The organism is Gemmatimonadales bacterium (genome assembly GCA_019637315.1).
Classification (GTDB): Bacteria; Gemmatimonadota; Gemmatimonadetes; order Gemmatimonadales; family GWC2-71-9; genus SHZU01.
In genome coordinates this window covers 139677-162857 of record JAHBVU010000001.1, presented here as the reverse complement: position 1 = coordinate 162857, position 23181 = coordinate 139677, and the positions used below count along the sequence as shown (strand labels likewise).

The window sequence follows — 23181 nt, the reverse complement described above, 5'->3', positions numbered from 1 at the left end:
TCGGGGTGGCCGAACCCGGTCACCCTGAGCTTCCCGGATCCGTACCTAGCGAAGACCGATGCTCAGGCCAAGCGAAGCGAGCGACAGTGTGGTTCCGTCGGTCCGACGCCGGCCGTACGCCGCGTCGATGGCCACACCGCCGAACAGCAGGCCAGACCCGACCGTCCACTGACCGCCCCCCTGGCCGAGTCCTGCGCCGGCGCGGAGCCGGAGGAGGGCGAAGGGCCGATACTCACCCCCCAGGCCCAGCTCGGTTCCCCTGGCACGCAGGAGCGCTGACTCGTCGGATGACCGGTGCACCAGGTCAGCGGCCAGGACGAGCCCTGGGATCCGATAGGCTCCAGCGAGTCGAAGTGCCGGACGGACAGTGGCCTGGTCGAGTCGAGCCCGGGCCTCGTGCACCAGGGGCGCCGGAAGGCTCGGGTCGTCGAGGGGTCGATCGTCGAACTCGACCAGAACCGTATCGACCGCGACGAGCGCTCGCCCGTCGCGGAGCCGGGCATCCCTCGTCGACCAGCCGAGCGTGTTGCGAAGATCCATCACGGATGCGCTGAGCGAAAGCCGGCTGCCTTCCCAGGCCACGCCGAGGTCGAGCCCAACGCCGTGGTTGCCGCCCCCGACGGTGACGGCGGGAAAGCGCAGGTCCGTCGTGGCGTCGGTGCGCGCGATCGAGCCGGCCACATTCCAGATCGAACCGTAGGCGTGGCCGTGGAGGTACTTGACCGTTGCCCCTGCGGCGAGCACGCCTCCCTCGAGCTCAGCAACCGGCAGCCCCCCGCTCAGCGCCAGGTAGCTTGCGGCAAAGTATCGTCCGCTGCCGCCACCGAAGGAACCGTCGATTCCGGCGTTGCCGTTGAGCAGCAGCTCAGCAGCCATCCGGGGAAGGACTATCGATGCGTGGCCGACAGCGCCTACGGTCACGGCAAGCCGGTCGATTGCGATGCCGATGCCAGTCAGGTCGGCGTCGACCCGACCACGAAACACACCACCCTCTGGAATCGCCGACAGCCAGGCTGCCTTGACCTCGTCCGGAAGCACCTCGCCCGCGAATCGATTGATGTCCGCGAACGTCACCGGGGCGGAGCCATAGGCCGCGTGCCCCGCCGGCAGGGTCATGCTGAACCGTCGCTGAGTGCGCAACCCGAGGTTGGCCGGGTTGTACATGGCGGCCTCGGCGCCACGGGCAACAGCACCGAACGCATCGGCCATTCCCCGCGCCCTGGCCACCCCTGAGGCCTGCTGCGCACTCGCCCCGGACGCGATCCCCACGATGCCCAGAGCCGCAGTCAGGCAACTGATCCGGATCATTCGCCGATCCTGGTTTCGAGAATCAGGCGAGGAACGATCCGGACGACCTGACGCGGAGTCACCGTCACCAATCGGTCCGCTGCGGAGCCACTCACACGCCCGGCGACCTCGACACGCACCTGATCTGCGGCGAGAACGGCGTCGATGTCCGCCTGCGACAGCTCGATGTCGACCGTCTGGTTGCCGCCCTCGAGCGAAACAGTGCGCGGCGCAATCAGCGCCGTACCGCTGCTCAGGAAGCGGATCGTCAGGTCGCCGCTGACCGCCAGCGGGTTGGCGACCTGCAATCGCAGGGTTGCCCGACGAACCTTCGACCGCAGGTCTGCACTGACGCCGGACGCATCGATATCGGTTTCGATGGCCGACAGCGTGCGCGACTCGACCCGCACGACCGCGGCAGATGCCCGGATCCCCGCTGGAACCACGGCAACCGACACCCGGTGGTTCGGATCGAGCAGCGTAACGCCGCCCGCCGGAGAAACGACCCGTACCGCGATCGACACGTCACCCTCGATCACAGTCCCGCCGGGAAGCGGAACGACCCGCCGATAGGTTATCCCGGGAGGAAGGTCGGTTTCGTTGCCGTCGATTGTCGAAGTCGCGAGCGTCACCCCTCCGGAGCGTATCGAGACAGTGATCTGTCCTCGCGACGTCGCCGTGGGTCGAATCGGATCAAACCGGAAGTCGTGGAAGAACAAGAGGGCGATCTCCGCCCCTGCCAGCAATGTTGCGCGGACGACGTCTCCCGGCAGGGTTGAGCGCGCTGTCACCGTTCCCTCGAAGGCGGGCTTCGGTGCCACGCCAGCCGGGCAGGCCTGGCAGAGTTGCCGCAGGGTTCGCTGCTCCTCAGTCTGGGCAGCTCTGATCACGAACGCATCACCGTCGCTGGTGACGCCGGCGGGCAGGAGATCGACCACGAGCACGCTATCAGCCTGGATCGGAACGATCCAACGCGAGTCGATGATGGGCGCCGAGGTCGGGATGTCGCACGCAGCTGCCAGGACGACTGCTGTCGCCCATGCGAACCGACCGTTCCGACCCATCTCCCACCCTGGCACCGCTGGCCTCCAGGCCCCCATGCTGTTCGGTTCTCCATCACTGACCGAAGACCGATCACCAGGAGACGCTCGCAGTTGATAGCGCTGTGTACTGCTGACTCTGCATCGCACAAACGAGGCCGGAAGTAACGAGAGATCGCTTGGCGGGAAACAACCCAGGAAACCGGCAGGCCAGGAAGGTCGAATGCCCGCTCACGGCTAGTGAGCGGGCACCAGACAGCGGTCTGAATTGTCGCGAAGAAGTGGCTAGGGAGGGAGTTGAACCCCCGACACGCGGATTTTCAGTCCGCTGCTCTACCACCTGAGCTACCTAGCCGTAAGGCGGACCAATATAGACCGGCTCGCCCCGATCTGCCAACGGTCCCGCCCCGTCCCTAACCCTCAACATCTTATACCCCACCAGCTTACACTCACGCCCCGCTGCCGAAGCCGTCCCCTTCCAGCTTCAATGCCAGGACAATCCCAGCCCGACCTGCACCATATTCGATGGGCTGCCGCCGTCGACGGAGGCGGCCAGCAAGTTCAGAAAGGGCACCAGAGAAACGTTGCGGCCGATGCGACCATCATAGCCCAACCCGAGCAGGAGCCCGGCACCCGATTCCCGGCCCCCAAACGGCGCGGCGTCGATGTCGATTGTCGCCAGACCAACGCCGACTTTGAAGTGGAATCCGCTCGATGCGCGAGGATACAGGTAGGCCACCGAGTTGAGCTGGGTCACGACGAGTGACGCCCCTTCCTCGTCCTTCGACCAGGCGTTGGTCTCGACTCCGAGCAGCACGGTCTGACTGACCGTCCCGCCCAGCCGGAAGTACCCCGATCCGCCGGTCAAGCGGTGCTCGCAGCCCTGACACCCGAACGAGCCGACCCCAAAGCCAAAACCGATCCAGAATCCCTGCCGGGTCTGCGGCCTCGGTTCTTGCGCAGCGAGGGGCGCCACGCCGAGCCCGATCACGCCAGCGAGCAGGACGGCATGACCGCCCCTGAGGACGAGGGAGAACATCGTCCCTCCCCTACTCTCCCCACGGCGCCGGGGGCGCGTCGACCTGCGAGCCAAGATCGAACTCGATCCGGAAGCGACGATCGGTGCCCACACGAACGAGCGCGTACACGAAACGCGAACCAGGCTCGACGGCAACCGTCCAGACATTGGTGGCAGCGGCCGGAAGCAGCGCGATGGTGGCCGAGTCCGCGGGGAAGTCGAACTGCGTCGGCTGACCCGGCAGCCGGGCATCACCGCCGTACTGCGTGACCGCGTCCTCACTTCCATCCTCGTGGCGATGGTCGTGCTTGAGCCGGAGTCCCTCACCCACCCGCGTCAGAACCCAGGTGCGCGATCGATCATCGCCGACATGGAACGGGATTCGAATCTCGTCCGGACCGCAGCTGCGAACCTGCATCACCAGGGCTTTCCCCGCAAAGGTGGTGTCGCCCGGCGGAGCCTCGACGAGACGCCCGCCGTAGGCGTTGCCGCACAGGCGCTCGAGGTCGGACCAGAAGGCGTCGACCGGACCAGCCACCGGCGCTTCGGAACCGCGACAGGCCATAGCGAGGAGCAACAACCCTGGGATGACGCGCATGAAAGCTTCTCCGTTGAATGTCGTGAGAAGATAGGGCGACCCCGGCTCACCGCCAGGGAAACGTGACTTGGGCGGTCGGGTATCAAGGTGTGGCGTCGCCGACGGAGTGGTGTATCGTTAGGGATTATTCCCGAATCACCCGCCTTCCCGGGAGGACTGGCATGGCGATCTCCATCAAGGTCAACGGACAGACCCGCACCGTCGACGTGGCCCCAGACACGCCGCTCCTTTGGGTGCTGCGCGAGCATCTCGACCTCGTCGGCGCCAAGTATGGCTGCGGCACTGCGCTCTGCGGCGCCTGCACCGTTCACCTTCGCGGCGCTCCGGTGCGCTCGTGTTCGATTCCCGTCTCGGCGGTGCGCGACGGTGACATCACAACCATCGAGGGCCTCTCGCCCGACGGGTCGCATCCGCTGCAACTGGCCTGGGACGAACTCGACGTGCCGCAGTGCGGCTACTGTCAGTCGGGCCAGATCATGACCGCCGCCGCGCTGCTCGAGCGAACCGGCAAGCCGTCCGACGCCGAGATCGACGCCGCGATGAACGGCAATCTCTGTCGCTGCGCCACCTACCTGCGCATCCGCAAAGCCGTCCATCGCGCCGCCGACCTCAAGGCCGGCGCTCCGGCCTCAGCGACTTCGACCCGTCTCGGCCAGACCGAGCGCCACGACCGATAGGAGGATCCGATGACTGCCTCCCTGGTAGATCGCCGCTCGTTTCTCAAAGTCACCGCACTCGCCGGCGGTGGCCTCCTGCTGGGTTCGTACCTCCAGCCCCTGACCGCCGGAGCCAGGAGCGCCGCGGTATTCGCGCCGAATCACTTTATTCGGATCGACGCCCAAGGCGTCATCACGATCATTGCCAAGAACCCCGAGGTCGGTCAGGGCGTGCGCACCATGCTGCCGATGCTGGTGGCCGAGGAGCTCGATGTCGACTGGAAAACGGTGACGATCGAGCAGGCCGACGCGGACGCGACCAAGTACGGGCGCCAGTTTGCCGGTGGCAGCACGGCGACGCCGCTCAACTACGATGAGCTCCGCAAGCTGGGCGCCGCGGGCCGGCAGATGCTGATTGCGGCGGCCGCAGCAACACTCGGTGTGCCGGAAAGCGAACTCGGGACTGGCGGCAACGCGGTCCACCATCACAAGACGCACCGGAAGCTGAGCTACGGCGAGCTCGCGGCCAAGGCCGCCACGATGCCGGTGCCGGATCTGGCCACCGTGCGGGTCAAGGATCCGAAGGATTTCACGATCATCGGGCAGCCGCTGTCGGGCGTCGACAACAAGAAGATCACGACTGGCAAGCCGCTCTTCGGCATCGACGTGAAGGTCCCCGGCATGGTGCACGCGGTCTTCGTCAAGTGCCCTGTCTTCGGTGGCAAGGTCGCCTCGGCCAATCTCGATGCGCTCCGTGCGATGCCCGGGGTTCGCAAGGCCTTCGTCGTCGAGGGTGGCACGGCGCTGACCGGGCTGCTCGGTGGTGTTGCCATCGTCGGGGATACCTGGTGGGATACGATCCGGGCACGTCGCAAGCTCGAGGTCACCTGGGACGAGGGCCCGACAGCGCAGCAATCGAGTGCCGGCTTTGCCGCCACCGCCGCAGCGCTCGGCAAGCAGACTCCTCAACGAGTACTGCACCGTGAGGGCGACGTCGCGGCTGCTTTGCAGAGCGCGGCCAAAGTGGTCGAGGCGCAGTACTACTATCCGTTTCTGCACCACGCGCCGCTCGAACCGCAGAACTGCACGGCGCAGTTCAAGGACGGCAAGATGGAAATGTGGGCGCCGACTCAGAACCCGGAGCCGGGGCGCGATTTGGTGGCCTCGACACTCGGGATCGACAAGGGCGCCATCACCATTCACCTCGTTCGCGGCGGTGGGGGCTTCGGTCGTCGTCTCATCAACGACTTCATGGTCGAGGCGGCCTGGATCGCCAAGGAAATGGCCGGTACGCCCGTCAAGTTGCTCTGGACCCGCGAGGACGACACACAGCACGGCTTCTATCGTCCGGCGGGATACCACTTCTTGAAGGGTGGAGTCGATCGGAACGGGAAGATCTCCGCCTGGCAGAACCACTTCGTCAGCTTCGGTGAGGGCGAGCGTTTCGCAGCCAGCGCCGGGATTGCCCCGACCGAGTTTCCGTCGCGCTTCATTCCGAATTTCGAACTGGCCACATCCGTCATGCCGCTTGGCGTGCCGACCGGTCCGCTCCGAGCTCCAGGCAGCAACGCGCTGGCGTTTGTCTATCATTCGTTCATCGACGAGCTGGCGCATGCCGCCGGGCGCGACCCGGTCGAGGTGCGACTCGAGATCCTGGGCGATCCGCGCATGGTCGGCGAGGGCCCCGCGGGCTATGACGCCGCCCGGATGCGGGGCGTGCTGCAGCTGGTGGCCGAGAAGTCCGGGTGGGGCAAGACAGCACTGCCCAAGGGCACCGGGCGCGGAGTCGCGTTCCACTACAGCCATCGCGGCTACTTTGCGGAAGTCGTCGAGGTCACCATGAAGACGCCGGACAGCTTCCGCGTCAACAAGGTCTGGGTGGCGGGCGACATCGGTCGTCAGATCATCAATCCGAGCGGCGCGATCAACCAGGTCGAGGGCTCGATCCTCGATGGGTTGAGCGAGGCGTTTGCGCAGGAAATCACGATCGAGAAGGGGCGGGCGAAGGAAAGCAACTTCCACGACTTCCCGATCATTCGCCTGACGCAGTCGCCGCCGGTCGAGGTGCATTTCCTGATCAGCGACCATGCCCCGACCGGTATCGGCGAACCTGCGCTTCCGCCGGTAGTGCCCGCCTTGTGCAACGCCATCTTCGCAGCGTCAGGCAAGCGGATCCGGTCGCTGCCGCTGTCGAAGGCCGGGCTCAAGTGGGCCTGATCACCAGGTCCGTCGATCGTTGATAACCAGCAGGGCCGGTGCCAGCGCCGGCCCTCACTTTTCGCAGCCATGAGCACTCTACTTCTCAACGTTTCGCTCTTCTTCGGCGCCTTCATGAGTGTGCAGCTGGCGCTCGCATGGGCCGAGGCAGCCAGCTATCCGCTGGGCGGCGACAAGAGCTCGCTGGCGGGTTTCGGGGGCGTCATCGTCCTGATGATGATTCGCTGGCTCGCGCTGGCTGGACCGCTGATCGCCGGCGCCGGGCGCGGCAACTTCGCGTGGCTGCCGGGCGGACGGACGGGGCAGGTTCTGACGGTCCTGACCCTGCACATCGTCCTGGGCGTGATCTCGCTGCAGACGTTCAACTGGATTACCGCCGCGATACAGGCGGACAATCCGGGTCCCCTCAAACTGGCCTGGCTTCCTGGCCTGGTGCTGCCGATCGTCGTGATTGCCGTGGCCTTCTGGTCGATCAACCGCGACGGGCTGACGCGCCGGCCGTGGATCGGTGCGGTGGTGGCGGTATTGTTGATCGCGGGCCATTGGTACGGATGGCGCGAAGGGTATCGCCGGCCAAGCCCGCCAGCGCAAACCAACGCGCCTCCGGACTGACCCGGGGCCTCACCGCCGTCACACCCCAGCTGCCGCAGTGCGGCTCGAAAGGATGTTCAAGAATGCCCGTCCAAGGAAGCCCCTTCGTCTGGTACGAGCTCATGACGACCGACCCAGCAGCTGCGCAGGATTTCTACCGGGCTGTCGTCGGGTGGTCAGCTCAGGTGTTTCCCACCGGCCCCTCTCCTTACACGATTCTTTCGGCCAATGGCAGGGGTGTAGCGGGTCTGATGCAACTGCCGCAGGAGGCGTGCGATGCTGGGGCGCGGCCGGGGTGGATGGGGTACATCGGAACGCCGGATGTCGATGCGGCCACCGCGAAGGTATCCGCAGGCGGCGGTACCGTGCACCGTCCGCCAGATGACATTCCGACCGTCGGTCGGTTCTCCGTGGTTGCCGATCCGCAGGGAGCGGTCTTTACGCTGTTTACGCCTTTACCGGGCACGGAGGAGGCACCCGTTCCTCCCATGACCGAGGGACACGGGGCGTGGCACGAGCTGATGGCGACGGACTGGTCGAGCGCGTTCGACTTTTACGCATCTCAGTTCGGCTGGACCAAGGGTGAGACGATGGACATGGGCGAGATGGGGACCTATCAGCTCTTCGGAGCAGGCGGCGAGCCCCTTGGCGGCATGATGACGAAGCCGCCCGAAGCTCCGGCGCCGTTCTGGCTGTACTACTTCAGCGTTCCCGCCCTCGACCGGGCGATTGCCGAGGTGACCGCTCGGGGCGGGCAGGTCATCTTCGGCCCGATGTCTGTACCCGGTGATGCGTGGGTCGTGCAGTGCGAAGATCCTCAAGGTGCGGCCTTTGCGCTGGTTTCGATGAACCGCTGACCGAGGCCAGGATCCGATACTCCACTGGTGGTGTGATGTGAACGGGCTCGCCTGGTGAGACGTCTCACTGGTACACCACCATTTTCGTGGAGTAAGTCTATGTCGTTGCGTGCCCGAATTTCGATCCTCCTGCTGATGGGTGTAGCTGGCACACCGCTCGCTGCCCAGCGCTATTGGCATACGCCTCCGGTCAGCCGTTGGACCGTCGGCCTCGAAGGGTATCGACCGATTTTTCAGGAGGAAGGTGCCAAGTTTTTTACCGGCGCACTTTTTCTGTCTGCCGGCACCCGAGTTGGCGAGCGCATGGTGCTCGAGGCCGAGTTGCCGATCGGGCTCAGCAGCCTGGATGATCCGATCGGTTCTACGACTCTGGCAGGCAACCCGTACGTCGGCCTCCGGTTCCCCAATGCACGCGGCTCATTTGTCGGCCACGCGGGCATCCGGTTGCCGCTGGCACAGGAGCCGGACAACCTGGGAGCGCTTGCCGCCTACGCGGCTGGCGGTATCGCCGATCTCGATCGGCTCGAGGCGTTCATCCCCGAGCGGATGACGTTTCGCGGCGGTGGTGAGTTCATCACGCGCAACCGTAATGGCTTTCTATTTGGCTTCCGAGCTGGCGGCGCCTTTCTGGTCGATGCCGGAGGCAACGGTGTCGATCCCGAGTTCATCGCCGACTACGGCGTCCGTGCCGGCCACGAGAGCGCTGATTACCTCGCCACGATCGGTGTGACCGGCCGAGCGGTGTTGACCGAGAGTGACCTCGGATTCGATGACCGCAGCTTTCACTCGATCGTCAGCCAGATCGAGCTTCGTCCCGGCATGATTCGACCCTCACTGACGGTGCGGGTTCCCCTCGACAGCAGCATCAGAGACATCTCTTCCGTCATCGTGGGACTGGGCTTCTCGATCTCCTGGTAGCCGCTGCGGCCAGGGCGACCTCTTGCGAGGTCGCGCTGCTCGCTGCTGCCGGTCACTACAGGATTACGAGCACCCGTTTCGCCGCGCAGTCCGTCAGCCGCAGCGCCGGAACGATGGTGAAGTCAGTTCGGCGGCACCGCGGCGATCAACCTCGCGACGATCTCGTCCCGAGGAAATCGCTTGCCGCCTGGGAGAATATTCCATCCATTGAAGACAACGACGAGGTTGCGTTCGGGGGCAACCATCGGGAACTGGCCGCCGAAACCCGACCCGGTCCAGAGCAGCTTCGTCGTATCGGATGGGTTGGGATAGAGCCACCACTTGAGCCCGTACCAGGGTGTGCCCGGTCTATTGCCAGCACGAACGGCGGGTTTGACTGACTCCTCGACCCACTCTTTCGAGACGATCGGCGTGCCGCGCCACGATCCGCCGTCGAGGAAAAGCTGCCAAATCCGCGCCAGGTCGCGGGCTTCGAGGTAGAGGCCGCCTTCGGTGTCGATCAGGCCGGTCGGGATTCGTTTCCAGAACCATCGTTCGATGCCCAGCGGCCCGAAGAGATGGCGGGCGGCGTACTCTTCGATATCGAGGCCGGTGGCGCGATGAAAGATGTAGGCGAGCAGCTCGGTTTCCCCACTGCTGTAGTTGAACTGCTCACCAGGCGCACGCGCCATGGGCCGGTTGATGACATACTCGATCCAGTCACGGCTCGCTTCCATGGCAACCGCATTGTTTCGCGGATCTACATAGGGCAGTGACTCGTTCCAGTCGAAGCCGCCGGTCATAGTCAGCAGATGTCGCACGGTGACCTGACGCTTTCGGTCATCGACGTTGGCGACTTTGGTGCTATCGAAGAAGGTCAGAATCGGCGTATCGATCGAGGGAAAGTCGCCCCGATGGACCGCGACGCCAATGATGACCGAGGTGATCGTCTTGGTGACCGACTGCAAGCTGTGCAGATCACCCCGCCGGTAGTAGGGATGCCACCACGGATTGAAGTAATTGTAGGACCCGGTGGGATCCGACGCATTGAGCGCGCTCGGCACTTTGGCGGAATCGCCATAGGCGGCGTCGTAGTCGTGGACGTAGCTCTTGTCGAAGACGATCTTGCCGTCCCGAATCACCAGCATCCGGTCGACGAAGCCGTAGTCGCCGCGAGCGATTTCGCCATCGATGCTGTCGAGCACCGCTCCGTTGACGGCGGCGGCGGCCGGTGACGTCGTCGGCCAGCCGGCTGGATCGGGCTGTGACGAGGCCGGACCGCAGCCGGACAACCAGACAGCAGCAAACAGCGCGATGGCAGAGGATCGGCGCAACACGGGGGCTCCGTCGTGAGGGGATCCCTTCAATCTGCTACCAGGACCCCAACAGGAACAGAGCCCCCTGACCTTCTATGCCTCAGCAGTCGTCGGGTCGATCATGGTGGCCACTCGCGACACCCGATTGGCCGGGAATCCACCTTGACGAGCGTGTTCCCGGACCGAGGCTTCGTCGGGCGCCACGTAAACGCAGAAGATCTTGTCGTCAGTGACATAGCTGTGGACCCACTGGATCTGGGGGCCCATGGTCGAGAGCACACCGCACGACTTCTGCGAGATGCCCTGCAGGTCGGATGGGGAAAGCTTGCCGGCGCCGGGGATATCTCGCTCGATGACAAACTTGGGCATGGCTGCTGGTCTCCCTTCAGGTGTGATGAGCCCTGTTCCACCGCGATCGGGGAACATGGTATGGCCTAGACTATCTCCGGCCTAGTCCCTACGCCAGATGCGAGGCCGGAGCACCGGACGCAGGGCCGCAGAACGACGGGTCTGGCACAGCTTCGCGGATTGGACTAACATCGTCTGTCACCACCCTGAACAACCGCCATAGGGAGTCTCCATGCGACCCCGAGTCCTGCTGGTCTGCCTCCTCGCCGGGGCAGCACCCGCCACCGTTGTTGCACAGCAAAAGCTGACACCGTCCGATCTCTTTCAGTTCGAGTACGCCGCCGACCCGCAGATATCGCCCGATGGGCAATGGGTGGTCTACGTCCGCCAGTGGCAGGACGTGATGACCGATCGGCGCTACGCCAATCTCTGGCTCGTCAGAACGGACGGCACGGACAACCGTCCACTCACCACGGGGAAGTTCAACGAGAGCTCACCCCGCTGGTCGCCAGACGGCAAGCGGCTTGCCTACCTGACCAATCGGGGCGGATCGGCGCAGATCCAGGTTCGCTACATGGACACAGGCATGACACACCCGGTCACGAGCATCGCCAGCCCACCGAGCGGGGTGACCTGGTCGCCGGACGGGCAGCATCTTGCCTTCGTTGCCCAGGTCAGACAACCGCCGCTCGTCGTGGGGCGGCTGCTGACACCGCCAGCGGGCGCGACGTGGGCGCCGCCGCCCAACTACACCGATCGCCTGGTGTTTCGGCAGGATGGGGCGGGCGAGGTGCCGCCTGGTTTCATGCACGCGTTCGTGGTGCCCGCCACGGGCGGCACGGCACGGCAGATTACGAGCGGCGACTATCATCACGGTGGGATGCCGTGGGGCGGCGGCTCGCTCGCCTGGACCCCTGACGGCGCCGAGTTGATCCTCGCTGCCCGGCGCGGCGAGCGCCCGGAGTGGAACTCGCGCGATTCCGAGCTCTTCGCCGTGTCGGTGAAGGACCGGACGCTGCGCCAGCTCACCGATCGATTCGGGCCGGACCTGAGCCCGGAGGTGTCACCTGATGGTCGCCTGATTGCCTATGTCGGATACGACGACCGCAAGGTGGGCTACCAGAACACCCTGCTCTATCTCATGGGCCGCGACGGTTCGGGCAAGCGGGTCCTGTCCTCGCGAATCGATCAGAGCGTGCGCAGCCCTGTCTGGGCGGCGGACGGCAAGGGTTACGTCGCGTTCGACGACAAGGGCAACACGAAAGTCGCCCTGGTTGCTCTCGACGGTTCCTACCGCGTCGTGGCGCACAACCTGGGCGCAGGCACCTCGGCGTACGGCGGCGGCAGCTACTCCGTGTCGCGCGACGGCAGCATCGTCTACACCTTGAGCACGCCGAGTGTGATCTCCGACGTGGCCTACACCCGGACTGCAACCGGCAGCCCGGTTCGGGTCCTGACCGACCTGAACAGCGACGTGCTGGCCGACCGCGAGCTGGGTCAGGTCGAGGAGATCTGGTGGAAGTCGTCCAAGGATCAGCGCGACATTCACGGCTGGATCATCAAGCCGCCTGGTTTCGATCCGTCACGCAAGTATCCGATGATTCTGGAGATTCATGGCGGGCCGTTTGCGAACTACGGTGATCGCTTCGATGAAGAGAAGCAGCTGATGGCGGCTGCCGGCTACGTTGTTTTCTATCCCAATCCTCGGGGCAGTACGAGTTACGGCGAAGAGTTCGGCAATCTGATCCACCACGCCTACCCCGGCGACGATTTCTACGATCTCGACTCGGGAGTCGACGCCGTGATTGCGAAGGGCTATGTCGACCCGAACAACCTGTTCGTGACCGGTGGCAGCGGCGGTGGCGTGCTGACGGCGTGGATGATCGGCAAGTCGAATCGATTCAAGGCGGCGCTGGCGTTCTACCCGGTGATCAACTGGGAGAGCTTCTCGCTGACGGCCGACATGGCGTCGGCCTCCGTGAATAACTGGTTCCCGGGTTTTCCCTGGGACCACCCCGAGAACTATGCGAAGCGGTCGCTGCTGTCGGTCGTCAAGAACGTCAAGACACCGACGCTGATCATGACCGGCGATGAGGACTACCGGACCCCGATGTCCGAGTCAGAGCAGTACTACAAGGCGCTGCACATGCTCGGTGTGGAGACCGTGCTGGTTCGGGTGCCGGAAGAGCCGCACGGGATCCGGCGGCGGCCGAGTCACCTGGCGTCGAAGATTACGACGCTGGAAGGCTGGTTTGCGAAGTATCGGGGTCAGACACCCTGATGAGCGGTGCTGCGCCGAGCTCGGAAGCTGCGAGCTCGGCGCACCCCGCCGTCTGGACGAAGGGTTCAGCGCGGAATCGGCTTGTCGAGGTTGTCCCAGCCGTATGCCGCCGCCACGCGCTCTTCGACCTCACGGATCAGCGGACCACTGCCGCCATTGATCATGATGACCACTCCGTAGCCTTTGCGGACGTGGGCAATCAAGTTGCAGCTGAAGCCCCAGTTGCCGCCGCTGTGCATGAAGTACCAGCCCTCGCCGCGCTTTTCGACCATCAGACCGACGGCAAACGACCCAAGTCCGGTCGGGGCGATCATCTCGCGCGCCGAGGCCTGGGAGAGCACCTTACCGGCGGGGCCGCGGTAGGCGTTCTGAACTTCGATGGCAAACTTGGCAAGATCGGTGGCCGTGGTCCAGAGTCCGGCGGCTGCTTGCTCCGGATAGACGTGCCACTTGGTATCCATTGCGGTGCCGCCTGGGCTGTGAGCGCGAGCAGTGCGTTCCGCAAGCACACCGACCGGCGGCTGCTCGAATGAGCTTTCGGTCATGCCGATCGGGCCCAGCACGGTCTCCTGCATCAGCTGCGCAAACGGCTTCTTCGTCAGATCGGTCAGCGTCAACTGTACGATCTCGGTGCCGCCGCCCGAATACTTCTGACCCGCGTAGACCGGACGGGCAAACCGGACCGGACCGACGTTGGACGGTTTTTCACCGTTGAGCAGCTGGACCAGGGTTGGACGGGGCGCATCCGGCTTGTAGCCGGGGAACCCGAAACCATCGTCCGCGCCTGAGGTGTGACTGAGCAGCGACCGCAGGGTGACCGGCTGAACTCGGGTGAACTCGCTTTCCGGCACTCGCCACGAGGTCAGGAGCGCGTTGACGTCCTGATCGAGCGACAGCTTGCCCTCCTGGGCCAGCTTGACGACCGCCATCGCGGTGACCGGCTTGCTGATCGAGGCGGCCTGGAAGGGCGTGTTGGTTTCGACTCGTCGCCCGGTCGTCACGTCGGCCACGCCGTAGCCCTTGGCCCAGTGCACCTTGAAGTCCTTGATGACAGCAATGGTCATCCCGGGAATCCGGAATCGGGTCATCATCTCTTCGATGGTCAGCCCGTCGAATCCCTGCCGGTTCGGCTTCTGCGGGCCTTCGATTCGGGCGATGATGGCCGCGACGTCGTCTTGTGCAACGACCGGGCCCGAGAGGACCACGGAAAGCAACGCGAGTGCGACGAGGACACGGTGGACCAGGGGAACCGACGGACGCCTCATGCAGGACTCCAGGGTTTGCGTCAGGATGTCAGTGACAGTAGATCGAGATGAAGGTTCGAACCGTTTAGACACCGGGGCAAGCCAGACCGCTGCAGTGGCTCCCACCTGAGAACGTTTCATGGAGCCCCCCGCTCGCCTCTCGAGTCCAGCCTCTCGCCTCGCAGGAGGTGGCCGCAGGGCACGAAGCCGGCCTTCTGCAGGGTATGACGGGATGCGATGTTGGCGATGTTGCACCTGGCGCCGGGAATCCGACCGTCCTCGCGGCAAAGGCGTTTCAATTCCTGCACCATGAAAGACCCGAATCCTCGGCGCCGGTACTCTTCTTCGACATCCATGTACACATCGCCGTAGGGCGGGTTGTAATGGAAAAGCACGCCTCCTGTGGCCGCGACAACACCATCCGACTCGATGACGCCGCGCCAGCGACGCGTCTCCGAGGTGAGCGCAGGCTCTTCCTCAACCGTCGGATGCCGGAAGACCGCCCCGTTGGGACGCCAGTTTGTTGTCAGACCGTCCTCGAACAGGATCGACTCCGAGCGAACGCTGTCTGCAAACGCGAACAGCATGGCTGTTCCCAGCGCGTCGTTGCTCTGCATTTCGATCGATCGAACTCCGCTGGCGCCGAGGAGGGCCTCGAAGAACTCGAAGGCATAGACCCGCGCAGGCGCCGTCAGGTAGAACTCGTAGGCAACCGGACTGTCGGCCCAGGGCCCGGCAATCGCGATCGAGCCGTAGCCTACCGTGGTATCACCCAGGCGCATCGCGTACTCAACGGTCCATCCCGGCCGGCTATGGAGGGAGTCATGGATGACCTGGCAGGCCATATCCTGCTGGTATTCATTCCGAAAGTCAGCGATCGTGGCGAGATCCGTGCGTTCGATCCAACGCTCCATCGGTGCCCCCCTCCCCTTCCTTACCCAGCTGACGGCTGACTCAATGCTCTATTCTCGCGCCAACGGATTGATCGCGGTCAGCTGCCCTCAGGGGGCAATCCGCGGAATCGTATCACCGGGGCGGTAGGGGTAGAACTTGTCGAGCTCGACGTTGCGGTAGGGCAACTTGTCGAGATGAATCGTCCCGACGTACGGAGCAGGCGCATCGACGATCACGATCGTTTTCGCGAATCCGTTGTCATCGAAGCCGCGGCGGAAATGCGCCCGCGACTTGAGCACCCAAGTCGTGAAGCGCGCGGGGGCGATCGGGTCCCACCCCATCTGGCTCGGATCGGTCACCTGGACGAGTTCGGGCGTGATCACCACCCAGTTGCCGCGGCCGAACTCGACGATGGCAACCGTCTTGTCCGCACTCCCCAGCGACGATGCCATGCCTTCAGGCTGGCCAAGATACACCAGCTTGCCGCGCAGGCGGACCGGCTTGCCGCTCTCGGGATCAACGACGAAGCCACCGACCTCGCGATCGAACGCGTCCCCCGCCTTGGCACCCTCGGCGACCAGCGTCTTGAGCAGCCGCTCGTCGCGCAGCGTGGCATACAGCACCCCGCCCAGATCCTGGCGGACGATCTCCGCCAGGATATGGGTCGCGTCACCGGACCGATCCGAATAGTCGGCGAGCACGACGGGGGTCTCCTGTCGGCGCGTTGCGGTAATTGCCTGGCTGACCGCGTTGGCCGGAGCCACGACCGGCGTGGTCGCGACGAAATCACGGCGGAGGCGCCACATGTAGCCGGCCATGTCATCGGCGATCTCGTCGGCCAGGGCCTGGTCGCCGTTGGTCATGACCTGAATCGTTGCGCCGACGTCCGGGACATCGCTCCACGGAAACCCGAAGAACACGCTGACGAACACATCTTTGCGCCGCGCCTCCCAGACCAGCGCCCGCTGAATCAGGTTGATCCAGGGATACTGCCCGGTCCACTGCATCACCGTCGGTGTAATGATGGCCGGCTTCCGAGTTGCCGTAGTGGGTTGATAATCACCTCGCGCCGTGCGAATCAGCAGGCGCGCGGCTCGCTCGCCCTGGAGCCGACCGTCATAGTGCGGGAAGTACTTCATCACCATGGAGAAGTTGGCCTGCCGCAGGAACTCTTCATCCTCGTTACCATGCGGATCGAAGGTGCCCGCGATCGGCACCTCGGGACCCACGATCTCGCGGGCCCGCCGCGCCAGCTCTGCCTCAGGTCTCGGCACGCCCTCGACGGCCATGGCCCCATGGAGCGCGAGGTAGACGCCATCGACCGGGAGCGCCTTGCGCAGGCCATCCATCATGAGCCCGGCGTAGTGTTCGAAGGCCTCCTCCGTGATCCACCCCTTGGAGCTGCTGCCGATCGGCAGGCCACCGGGAGACTCGAGCCCGATCAGCTCGACACCGTGGTACTCACGTGCCTGCTGGACGAATCCCTGAATCGACTCCGAGCGCGACGCGAGCAGCGCCTCGCCCACCAGATTGGGCTTGGGAAAGCCGTCGATGCCGACCTTCTCAGGCATGAAGGTGGTGGCTTCATGGGCAAAGAACGCCACCGCCAACCGGAGCGGGCGCTGAGCGGGATCGGCATCGCGGGCGGGGGCGCACCCCGTCACGACCAGCGCGAGCAAGGCGGAGCGAACGACCGCCGATAGCGAATCTGTCATGATCCTGGTCCGTGCAGCTGATGAAGGGTGGAGCCATCATCCTAACACCACACCGTTGCCGCCGCGAGGCGCTGCGTCGCGGAGCACGCGCCACCGACCCGGCTTGCCCGATTCGGCGCCCTGTCCTAGGCTTCGGGTCAGCCGATGGCGTCGCGACGACCAACGGGTCCCCGTCTCACCGTTTCCAGAGTCCGGAGGGTTCCATGACGATTTCCCGCCGAGCCTTCGTTGCCAGCTCCGCATCGGCAGCTGTGGCCGCGTCGTTTGCGCGGCCGGCCCTTGCACGCGTCCTGCAGCAGCCGGCGGCGCAACCGGTCTTTACGGCGATCCGTCGCAACGTCGGTTACTTCACGATGCGGGGCGGCACGATCGGCTACCTGATCGATCCGAGCGCAGTCGCGGTAGTCGACAGCCAGTTTCCCGCGGAAGCCAAGGCGTGCCTGGAGGGACTCAACCAGCGTTCCAAGGGCCGCGCCATCGACGTCCTGATCAACACCCATCACCACGGCGACCACAGTGGAGGCAACGTCTCGTTCAAAGGCGCCGCCAAACGCGTCGTGGCCCACGCCAAGGCTGATGAGCACATGCGTCAGCCGCCAGGTGGGCAAGCACCGGCCGACGCGCTCTTTCCGGACACGACGTTCGGCGACAGCTGGCGGGCCGAGCTCGGCGACGAGCGGGTCGTGGCGCGGCACTACGGCCGAGCCCATACCAGCGGCGACGCCGTGATCACCTTCGAACGCGCCAACGTGGCCCATATGGGCGACCTGCTCTTCAACGGTCGGCATCCGGTGGTCGACCGAGCTGCGGGTGCGCACATGGCCAACTGGATTGCGATGCTCGACCGAGTGCCCCGCGACCACTCTGCCGACACCATCTATATCTTCGGTCACGCCCGCGCCGGTCTGCCTGTCGTCGGCGGCCAAGCGGAGCTGGCCCAGTTCCGCGACTACCTCACCGCAGTGCTCGAGTTCGTCCGCACCCAGGTCAAGGCCGGCAAGTCACAGGTCGAGATCCTCGCAATGCGCGATCCGCTCGCGGGATTCGACGCGTTCGGACCGTTCGGCGCCGCGCACGCGCGGGATCCTCTGACTGTGGCCTACGAAGAGGTGACCGCCGGCGCGGGGTGAGGCGTACAATGGACCTGTCCGATGCCGCGTTCTCGAACAGGTCGCTGACGGGAGTTCGCGACACTCGGAACTACATCTTGTCGGGCCGGCGAGCGCGCACAAGCAGCTCCGCAACCTCCTCGTGGCCTCCTTCCCTGGCCCAGTCCTCGGCTGTCGCACTGAACCGTGCGTCGCGTCGGTCGAGGCTGGCGCCGTGTTCGATCATCCAGACCACCGTATCGCGATGGCCATTACTCGCGGCCCAGTGGAGTCCCGTTGCCCCAAAGAAGGCAGTCGCGTCGATGTTGCCACCGTGCGACGCCAGGTAGGCGACCACTGCCGTATGGCCGTTCCGCGCTGCGGCGTGCAGGGCGTCCGAGAGCACGTCTCCACGAATGTGGGCCGTATCTGCCGGCCATTCATGGGTAGCCGCGGCAGGCGCCCCGCGACGTCGATGGGAGGACAGATCACCCCCCCGAACCACCAGGTCGCGAACGTAGCTCAGCCTGCCTAACGCGGCCGCCGAGATCAGGGAAAGACCCGTTGCGCCGCGCGCAAGCAACAGGTCGGCCACGCCAGCGCTTCCCATCACGGCGGCCCAGTCGAACGGCGTTGCGCCCCACGACGTAACCGCTTCGGGATCCGCGCCGACGTCCACCAGCAATGAGGCCGCCTCGACTCGATCCATCTCAGCGGCCCAATGGAGCAGTGTCTTATCATGGTCTCCGGCTGCGTGGGCCAGTGCCGGCTCTGCCTCCAACCGAGCCCGCAACTCGTCGATGTCATTGGCTCTGATGGCGTCGACCATGGCGGCGAGGGTCAGTCGCATCGCAGCACCTCCATCGGATCGACCCGCAAAGCACGGCGTACCGGGCCAATCGTCGCAGCTATCAGCGCGACCAGCAGCACGAGCACGACGGCTCCAAAGACGAGCGGATCGAGCGCCGGGGTCTGGTAGAGAACCGCGCGGATCAGCTGCGCAACGGTCGCCGCGCCGATCAGGCCAATCGCGACGCCCGCAAGACCGAGCCGCACGGTTACCGCCAGGGAGGCGCGAGCTACCTGGTGGCGGGAGGCGCCCAGTGCGATCTGCATTCCGATCTCGCGGCGGCGACTGGCGACGAAGTAGGTCGTTACGGCATAGACGCCGGTAATCGCCAACAGCAGCGCAACCCCGGCAATCGCGGCAAGCGCCTGCGCCTGGAAACCGCGTTTGGACCAGGCAACCCGCGCACGATCGTCCATGGTGCGTACATCAAACAAGGCGAGTGACGGATCCGCTCGCCGCACCGCGCGGCCGACAGCGGGGAGCACCCCCAACGGATCGCCAGCCGTCCGGACCAGCACCATCCGGCTGGCGTAGGTGAACTGCGAGTAGGGCGTAAAGAAGCTGGGCGGCGGCGGGCCCTGATCGACCGGGCGGTAGGCGACATCCGCGACAACACCGACGATCTCGGCGCTTGCATCCGGAGTGCCGTAGGAGGCCGCGCCGTCGAACCAGACCCGCTGTCCGATCGGGCTCCCGCCCGGCCAGAACCTGGTCGCAGCCGCGCGATTGATGACGACGACCGGCGCGGTGCCCGCACGGTCCGTCGGCAGCAGTGACCGCCCTTCCTCGACTGGAACACCGAGCGTTCGGAAATGGTCGGGACCAACATAGTGGCGGAAGACACCGGGCGCCGTGCCCGCCGCATCCCGGCCCACGATCCGCAGCAGCGCACTGGCGCACTGCGACGCCAGCGGCGCACAACCGTCGACCGACGCCGATTCCACGCCAGGAACACGCGCGATTTCCTCGAGCACGCGATCGATCAGCGCCGGCGCCGCGGCAGGCGGGTACTGGACCTCAGAAGGCCGGATCATGAAGGTGAGGATCCGCCCCGGGTCAAAGCCAACAGGTGTCTCCCGCACTCTGGCATAGCTCGCCAGCAGCAATCCGCAGCCGACCAGCAAGATGATGGACATGGCCAGTTGCAGGGCAACCATCGCCTCGCGCAAACCGATGCGCCGGCCCGCAATGCCGCCTCGGGGCGTCAGGGCCAGGTCGGTGACCAGATCCGATCGGGTCGCCCGGAGCGCGGGAAGCAGGCCAGTCAGGACAACGGTCGCTGCGCTGGCGAGTACGCCGAAAAGCAACACCCGCCAGTCCAGCACCGGGGTGGCAAACTCGCCGATGGCACCATAGAAGTTGCTGCCACGAGCCATCGTCGCGGGAATCCGGAGCACCGGCATGGCCACGGCCGCGAGCCCAACGCCGACCGCTCCGGCCGCAAGCGCAAGCACGCCACTCTCGCCCAGCAACTGGCGCACCAAGCGTCCTCGGCCGGCTCCGATGGCGAGGCGAACGCCGATCTCCCGTCGCCGCATCGCCGCTCGGCCCAGCAGCAAGCTGGCAACGTTGGCGCAGGCAATCAGCAGCAGCACCCCCGCAGCAGCACCGAGCAGCAGGAGCGCACGCTCTGTGTCACGGTCAATCCGGGCCTGATTGAGTGCGATGGCCGTAGCGCCGAAGCGGTCGTCGGGGCGGTCGACCTCGCTGGGCACCTGCGCATGAATCCGCTCACCCAGGATCGCGAGCTCAGCCACCGCAGCGGCTGGCCCTACTCCGGCTCGGAGGCGACCGATCGCCGTGATAAAGTTCTGATTCGTCACGAGGTAGTCGGCGTACGAGACGCGCGGCGCCATCCCGACCGGAAGCCAGGCGCGCGCCTCACCCGAGAGCCCGGCGAAGTCTGGCGCGGCAACACCAGCCACCTCGACGCCGATGCCATTGAGCTGAACGGTGCGCCCGATCACATCATCGCGACCGCCGAACCGATCCTGCCAATATCGATAGCCCAGCACCACCAGCGGCGCGGCGGTGGCGCCATCGTCATCGCTCGGACCAAACCCCCGCCCGCGGATCAGGGTTGTGCCCAGGACGTCAAAGTAGCGCGATGAGACGATCTCGACTGCCAGCGGCTCGGGTTCCTCGGCACCCGTCAGGGTCACCACCACGTTGGAACTCGAGGCAATCGCATCGAACGACTGCGCCTCCTCCATCAGGAGGCGAAGCCGAGACCACGACCAGCGGGTCTGCCAGGCTCCGCCGGTCGCCGGGCGCTGGGTGAAGTTGATCACCATCAGACGGTCGGCGCCGGAGAACGGAGGCGGGCGGAACAGGGCTGCATCGACAAGGCTGAAGACGAGAGCCGCCGCGGCAATACCGCAGCCCAGTGTCGTCACGGCAACAGCGGTAAAACTGGGCGTTCTGCGCAGCGATCGCGCCGCGTAGCGAAGATCCTGGATGAGATCAGTGACCAACCGGAACCCGCGCGCGTCCCGCATCTCCTCGCGTCGTCGGGTCACACCTCCCATCGCGGCTCGGGCTCGGCGCAGCGCCTCGGCATCGGGCATGCCCCGCGCCCGGTACTGCTCGGCAAGTCGCTCGACGTGTTCCAGCAGCTCTTCGTCGAGTTCCGCGTCATCCGCTCCACGCCGCCAGAGCGACGCCAGTCGATGACCGGCGATGCGGAGCCAGCGTTCCAGCTCGGCCAGCACCTCAGGCCTCCCGCAGCGACACGACCGCGTGGATCGCGCCGGAGAGGCGTTCCCATTGCTGGCGCTCGTGCTCGAGGCGGCGGCGGCCCGGGCGCGTCAGCGAGTAGAATCGCGCCCGACGGTTGTTTTCCGTGGTGCGCCACTCGGCGGCGATCCAGCCCTGCTGCTCCAGCTTGTGCAGCGCCGGGTAGAGGGAGCCGTCGCTGACCTGCAGCACATCGGCCGAGAGCTGCTTCAATCGCTGACTGATCGACCACCCGTTGAGCGGTTCGAGTGCCAGCAGCTTGAGGATCAGGAGATCAAGCGTTCCCTGTACCAGGTCGGCGGGACGACTCATTCAACTCCCCACGGTAACCGAGATGATGACTCAAGCTACGATCACTCATCTCGGTAAGCAAGGGGAGTTGGACCAGATGGAAGCAGCGTTTGTTACCGGGGGGGGTCGGGCTTACCGGGCTGGCAACACGGCGTCGAGAAAATGCACCGCGAAGGGTGAGCGGTCGATCGCGGCCTCGTCCAGATTGGTGGGCCACCGGAGGCCATCGCTGTTCGCAAGCAGGATCAGCGTATAGCGATCCGCCGCTCGCTCGCCCAGGACCTTGAGGTAAAGAGCGGAGTAACGGTCCTCCCACAAACCGGTATGCCAGACCACACGCCGATCGCGGTATCGACCCAGAAACCACCCCAGCCCGTACGGAGCAACCGCACCGGCCTCGAGTGGCATCGGGCGCCACAGTTCCTCGCGTCGTTGCGATGACAGCAGTCGCCCCTGCATCAGGGCCTGGTCGAAGCGTGCCAGGTCTATCGCGCTCGCGATCACGCCGCCGGCAGCGCCGTCGCCTTGGGGTGGGGGCGGGGCTGATCGGACCATCGCGCCGGTCGAATCGCGGTGATAGGGCACCGCGAGGATGGAGTCGATACCTGGTGGCAGCGGCAGCGCACGGTTGCGTCGCGCCGAGCGAACCATCCCGGAGGGGCGAAACACGAGGGAGTCGACCAGCGCGGAGTAGGTTTGCCCACCCGCTTCGGCCATGGGACGCGATGCCCACGAGAAAGCGGGCGGGTTGTACCAGAACCGAGTGCCAGGCTCCTCACCGTTGGCCGTCATCGACAGCAGGTGGCGGAGAGTGAGTGCGTTCCCTTCGCAGGCAAAGTCCTGAAAGAAGGTTCCGCCAGCTTCCCGCGCCGCGCTGCAGAACTCGGGGAAATCGCGAAACTCGCGCATGGGCCGATCGAGATCGAGCTGGCCGGCTTCAACCAGCTGCAGCGCCACAACGCCCGCAATGGGCTTCGCGACCGACGCCAGATCGAACGGCGTTTCGGGAGTGACCGGACGCCCGCTCGCCAGGTCGGCCAGGCCCAACCCGCGGGCGAGTACCACGGTCGTATCGTGGAGCGCGACGATGGCCAGGCCGGGAATCTGCCTGGCGACCCGCAGCGAGTCGACGACCCGAATCCACTCCTCCCGGAGTAGTGTGCCATCGAGCTCGGGCTGGCGCTCTGGCTGCGCGCATCCGGCAACGAGGACCAGCAGGGACACTTTGGCAAGGATCAGTCGCACGCCGCCTCCGCG

The 23181-nt window shown here is 65.5% G+C and carries 20 protein-coding genes and 1 tRNA gene; 7 read left to right on the top strand and 14 right to left on the bottom strand.

Annotation, left to right across the window (positions count from 1 at the left end; translation table 11 throughout):
- Positions 1-45: 45 nt before the first annotated feature.
- The 5 genes from KF785_00720 to KF785_00700 form a co-directional block, all read right to left on the bottom strand.
- Positions 46-1308 (bottom strand): hypothetical protein, encoded by a 1263-nt coding sequence (locus tag KF785_00720; GenBank protein ID MBX3145262.1) that lies wholly within the window; start codon positions 1306-1308, stop codon positions 46-48.
- Positions 1305-2366 carry a hypothetical protein gene (locus KF785_00715; protein MBX3145261.1) on the bottom strand — a complete coding sequence of 354 codons (1062 nt, stop codon included), beginning with the start codon at positions 2364-2366 and terminating at the stop codon, positions 1305-1307. The genes KF785_00720 and KF785_00715 overlap by 4 nt, the downstream gene beginning before the upstream one ends.
- 243 nt (positions 2367-2609) lie before the next feature.
- Positions 2610-2682 (bottom strand) — tRNA-Phe (locus KF785_00710).
- A gap of 129 nt (positions 2683-2811) precedes the next feature.
- Positions 2812-3366 (bottom strand): hypothetical protein, encoded by a 555-nt coding sequence (locus KF785_00705; protein ID MBX3145260.1) that lies wholly within the window; start codon positions 3364-3366, stop codon positions 2812-2814.
- 10 nt (positions 3367-3376) lie between these two features.
- Positions 3377-3883 carry a hypothetical protein gene (locus KF785_00700; GenBank protein MBX3145259.1) on the bottom strand — a complete coding sequence of 169 codons (507 nt, stop codon included), beginning with the start codon at positions 3881-3883 and terminating at the stop codon, positions 3377-3379.
- Positions 3884-4104: 221 nt separating this feature from the next.
- On the opposite strand from KF785_00700, the gene KF785_00695 reads away from it, so the two are divergent.
- From KF785_00695 to KF785_00675, 5 genes are all read left to right on the top strand, one after another.
- Positions 4105-4620, top strand: coding sequence for a (2Fe-2S)-binding protein (locus KF785_00695; GenBank protein ID MBX3145258.1), 516 nt, complete (start codon positions 4105-4107; stop codon positions 4618-4620).
- Between the two features lie 9 nt (positions 4621-4629).
- Positions 4630-6816, top strand: a complete 2187-nt coding sequence (locus KF785_00690) for a xanthine dehydrogenase family protein molybdopterin-binding subunit (GenBank protein MBX3145257.1) — start codon at positions 4630-4632, stop codon at positions 6814-6816.
- Positions 6817-6885: 69 nt separating this feature from the next.
- Positions 6886-7428 carry a hypothetical protein gene (locus KF785_00685; GenBank protein MBX3145256.1) on the top strand — a complete coding sequence of 181 codons (543 nt, stop codon included), beginning with the start codon at positions 6886-6888 and terminating at the stop codon, positions 7426-7428.
- 62 nt (positions 7429-7490) lie between these two features.
- The gene (locus KF785_00680; GenBank protein ID MBX3145255.1) at positions 7491-8264 is read left to right on the top strand and encodes a VOC family protein; all 774 of its coding nucleotides are present in this window, start codon (positions 7491-7493) and stop codon (positions 8262-8264) included.
- A gap of 99 nt (positions 8265-8363) precedes the next feature.
- Positions 8364-9182, top strand: coding sequence for a hypothetical protein (locus KF785_00675; GenBank protein ID MBX3145254.1), 819 nt, complete (start codon positions 8364-8366; stop codon positions 9180-9182).
- 122 nt (positions 9183-9304) lie between these two features.
- On the opposite strand, the gene KF785_00670 is transcribed toward KF785_00675, so the two are convergent.
- Both KF785_00670 and KF785_00665 read right to left on the bottom strand, forming a co-directional pair.
- Complete coding sequence (locus tag KF785_00670) at positions 9305-10495, bottom strand: serine hydrolase (GenBank protein MBX3145253.1); 1191 nt, start codon at positions 10493-10495, stop codon at positions 9305-9307.
- A 75-nt stretch (positions 10496-10570) separates the two neighbouring features.
- Positions 10571-10846, bottom strand: a complete 276-nt coding sequence (locus KF785_00665) for a DUF4242 domain-containing protein (GenBank protein MBX3145252.1) — start codon at positions 10844-10846, stop codon at positions 10571-10573.
- A gap of 211 nt (positions 10847-11057) precedes the next feature.
- Between KF785_00665 and KF785_00660 the strand changes: the two genes are divergently transcribed.
- Complete coding sequence (locus KF785_00660) at positions 11058-13106, top strand: S9 family peptidase (GenBank protein MBX3145251.1); 2049 nt, start codon at positions 11058-11060, stop codon at positions 13104-13106.
- Between the two features lie 65 nt (positions 13107-13171).
- On the opposite strand, the gene KF785_00655 is transcribed toward KF785_00660, so the two are convergent.
- From KF785_00655 to KF785_00645, 3 genes are all read right to left on the bottom strand, one after another.
- Positions 13172-14371 (bottom strand): beta-lactamase family protein, encoded by a 1200-nt coding sequence (locus KF785_00655; GenBank protein MBX3145250.1) that lies wholly within the window; start codon positions 14369-14371, stop codon positions 13172-13174.
- 116 nt (positions 14372-14487) lie between these two features.
- The gene (locus tag KF785_00650; GenBank protein MBX3145249.1) at positions 14488-15264 is read right to left on the bottom strand and encodes a GNAT family N-acetyltransferase; all 777 of its coding nucleotides are present in this window, start codon (positions 15262-15264) and stop codon (positions 14488-14490) included.
- Between the two features lie 87 nt (positions 15265-15351).
- On the bottom strand, positions 15352-16959 hold the full coding sequence (locus tag KF785_00645) for a M81 family metallopeptidase (GenBank protein ID MBX3145248.1): 1608 nt from the start codon (positions 16957-16959) through the stop codon (positions 15352-15354).
- A gap of 203 nt (positions 16960-17162) precedes the next feature.
- Between KF785_00645 and KF785_00640 the strand changes: the two genes are divergently transcribed.
- Positions 17163-18089 (top strand): MBL fold metallo-hydrolase, encoded by a 927-nt coding sequence (locus KF785_00640; GenBank protein MBX3145247.1) that lies wholly within the window; start codon positions 17163-17165, stop codon positions 18087-18089.
- A 70-nt stretch (positions 18090-18159) separates the two neighbouring features.
- Here KF785_00640 and KF785_00635 read toward each other — a convergent pair whose 3' ends face one another.
- The 4 genes from KF785_00635 to KF785_00620 all read right to left on the bottom strand — a co-directional run bounded on the left by KF785_00635 (position 18160) and on the right by KF785_00620 (position 23169).
- Positions 18160-18897 carry an ankyrin repeat domain-containing protein gene (locus KF785_00635; GenBank protein ID MBX3145246.1) on the bottom strand — a complete coding sequence of 246 codons (738 nt, stop codon included), beginning with the start codon at positions 18895-18897 and terminating at the stop codon, positions 18160-18162.
- Complete coding sequence (locus tag KF785_00630; protein ID MBX3145245.1) at positions 18888-21608, bottom strand: ABC transporter permease; 2721 nt, start codon at positions 21606-21608, stop codon at positions 18888-18890. Before KF785_00630 ends, KF785_00635 begins: the two co-directional genes overlap by 10 nt.
- A gap of 1 nt (position 21609) precedes the next feature.
- Positions 21610-21945, bottom strand: a complete 336-nt coding sequence (locus tag KF785_00625) for a PadR family transcriptional regulator (GenBank protein MBX3145244.1) — start codon at positions 21943-21945, stop codon at positions 21610-21612.
- Positions 21946-22056: 111 nt separating this feature from the next.
- On the bottom strand, positions 22057-23169 hold the full coding sequence (locus tag KF785_00620; protein MBX3145243.1) for a beta-lactamase family protein: 1113 nt from the start codon (positions 23167-23169) through the stop codon (positions 22057-22059).
- Between the last annotated feature and the right edge of the window lie 12 nt (positions 23170-23181).

Bases quoted from the DNA above. Each gene is read 5' to 3' on its own strand.
- KF785_00690 (MBX3145257.1), top strand. From the start codon at position 4,630: ATGACTGCCTCCCTGGTAGATCGCCGCTCGTTTCTCAAAGTCACCGCA.
- KF785_00660 (MBX3145251.1), top strand. From the start codon at position 11,058: ATGCGACCCCGAGTCCTGCTGGTCTGCCTCCTCGCCGGGGCAGCACCC.
- KF785_00665 (MBX3145252.1), bottom strand. From the start codon at position 10,846: ATGCCCAAGTTTGTCATCGAGCGAGATATCCCCGGCGCCGGCAAGCTT.
- KF785_00720 (MBX3145262.1), bottom strand. From the start codon at position 1,308: ATGATCCGGATCAGTTGCCTGACTGCGGCTCTGGGCATCGTGGGGATC.
- KF785_00655 (MBX3145250.1), bottom strand. From the start codon at position 14,371: ATGAGGCGTCCGTCGGTTCCCCTGGTCCACCGTGTCCTCGTCGCACTC.
- KF785_00645 (MBX3145248.1), bottom strand. From the start codon at position 16,959: ATGACAGATTCGCTATCGGCGGTCGTTCGCTCCGCCTTGCTCGCGCTG.
- KF785_00675 (MBX3145254.1), top strand. From the start codon at position 8,364: ATGTCGTTGCGTGCCCGAATTTCGATCCTCCTGCTGATGGGTGTAGCT.
- KF785_00680 (MBX3145255.1), top strand. From the start codon at position 7,491: ATGCCCGTCCAAGGAAGCCCCTTCGTCTGGTACGAGCTCATGACGACC.
- KF785_00640 (MBX3145247.1), top strand. From the start codon at position 17,163: ATGACGATTTCCCGCCGAGCCTTCGTTGCCAGCTCCGCATCGGCAGCT.
- KF785_00705 (MBX3145260.1), bottom strand. From the start codon at position 3,366: ATGTTCTCCCTCGTCCTCAGGGGCGGTCATGCCGTCCTGCTCGCTGGC.
- KF785_00625 (MBX3145244.1), bottom strand. From the start codon at position 21,945: ATGAGTCGTCCCGCCGACCTGGTACAGGGAACGCTTGATCTCCTGATC.
- KF785_00650 (MBX3145249.1), bottom strand. From the start codon at position 15,264: ATGGAGCGTTGGATCGAACGCACGGATCTCGCCACGATCGCTGACTTT.
- KF785_00685 (MBX3145256.1), top strand. From the start codon at position 6,886: ATGAGCACTCTACTTCTCAACGTTTCGCTCTTCTTCGGCGCCTTCATG.
- KF785_00635 (MBX3145246.1), bottom strand. From the start codon at position 18,897: ATGCGACTGACCCTCGCCGCCATGGTCGACGCCATCAGAGCCAATGAC.
- KF785_00695 (MBX3145258.1), top strand. From the start codon at position 4,105: ATGGCGATCTCCATCAAGGTCAACGGACAGACCCGCACCGTCGACGTG.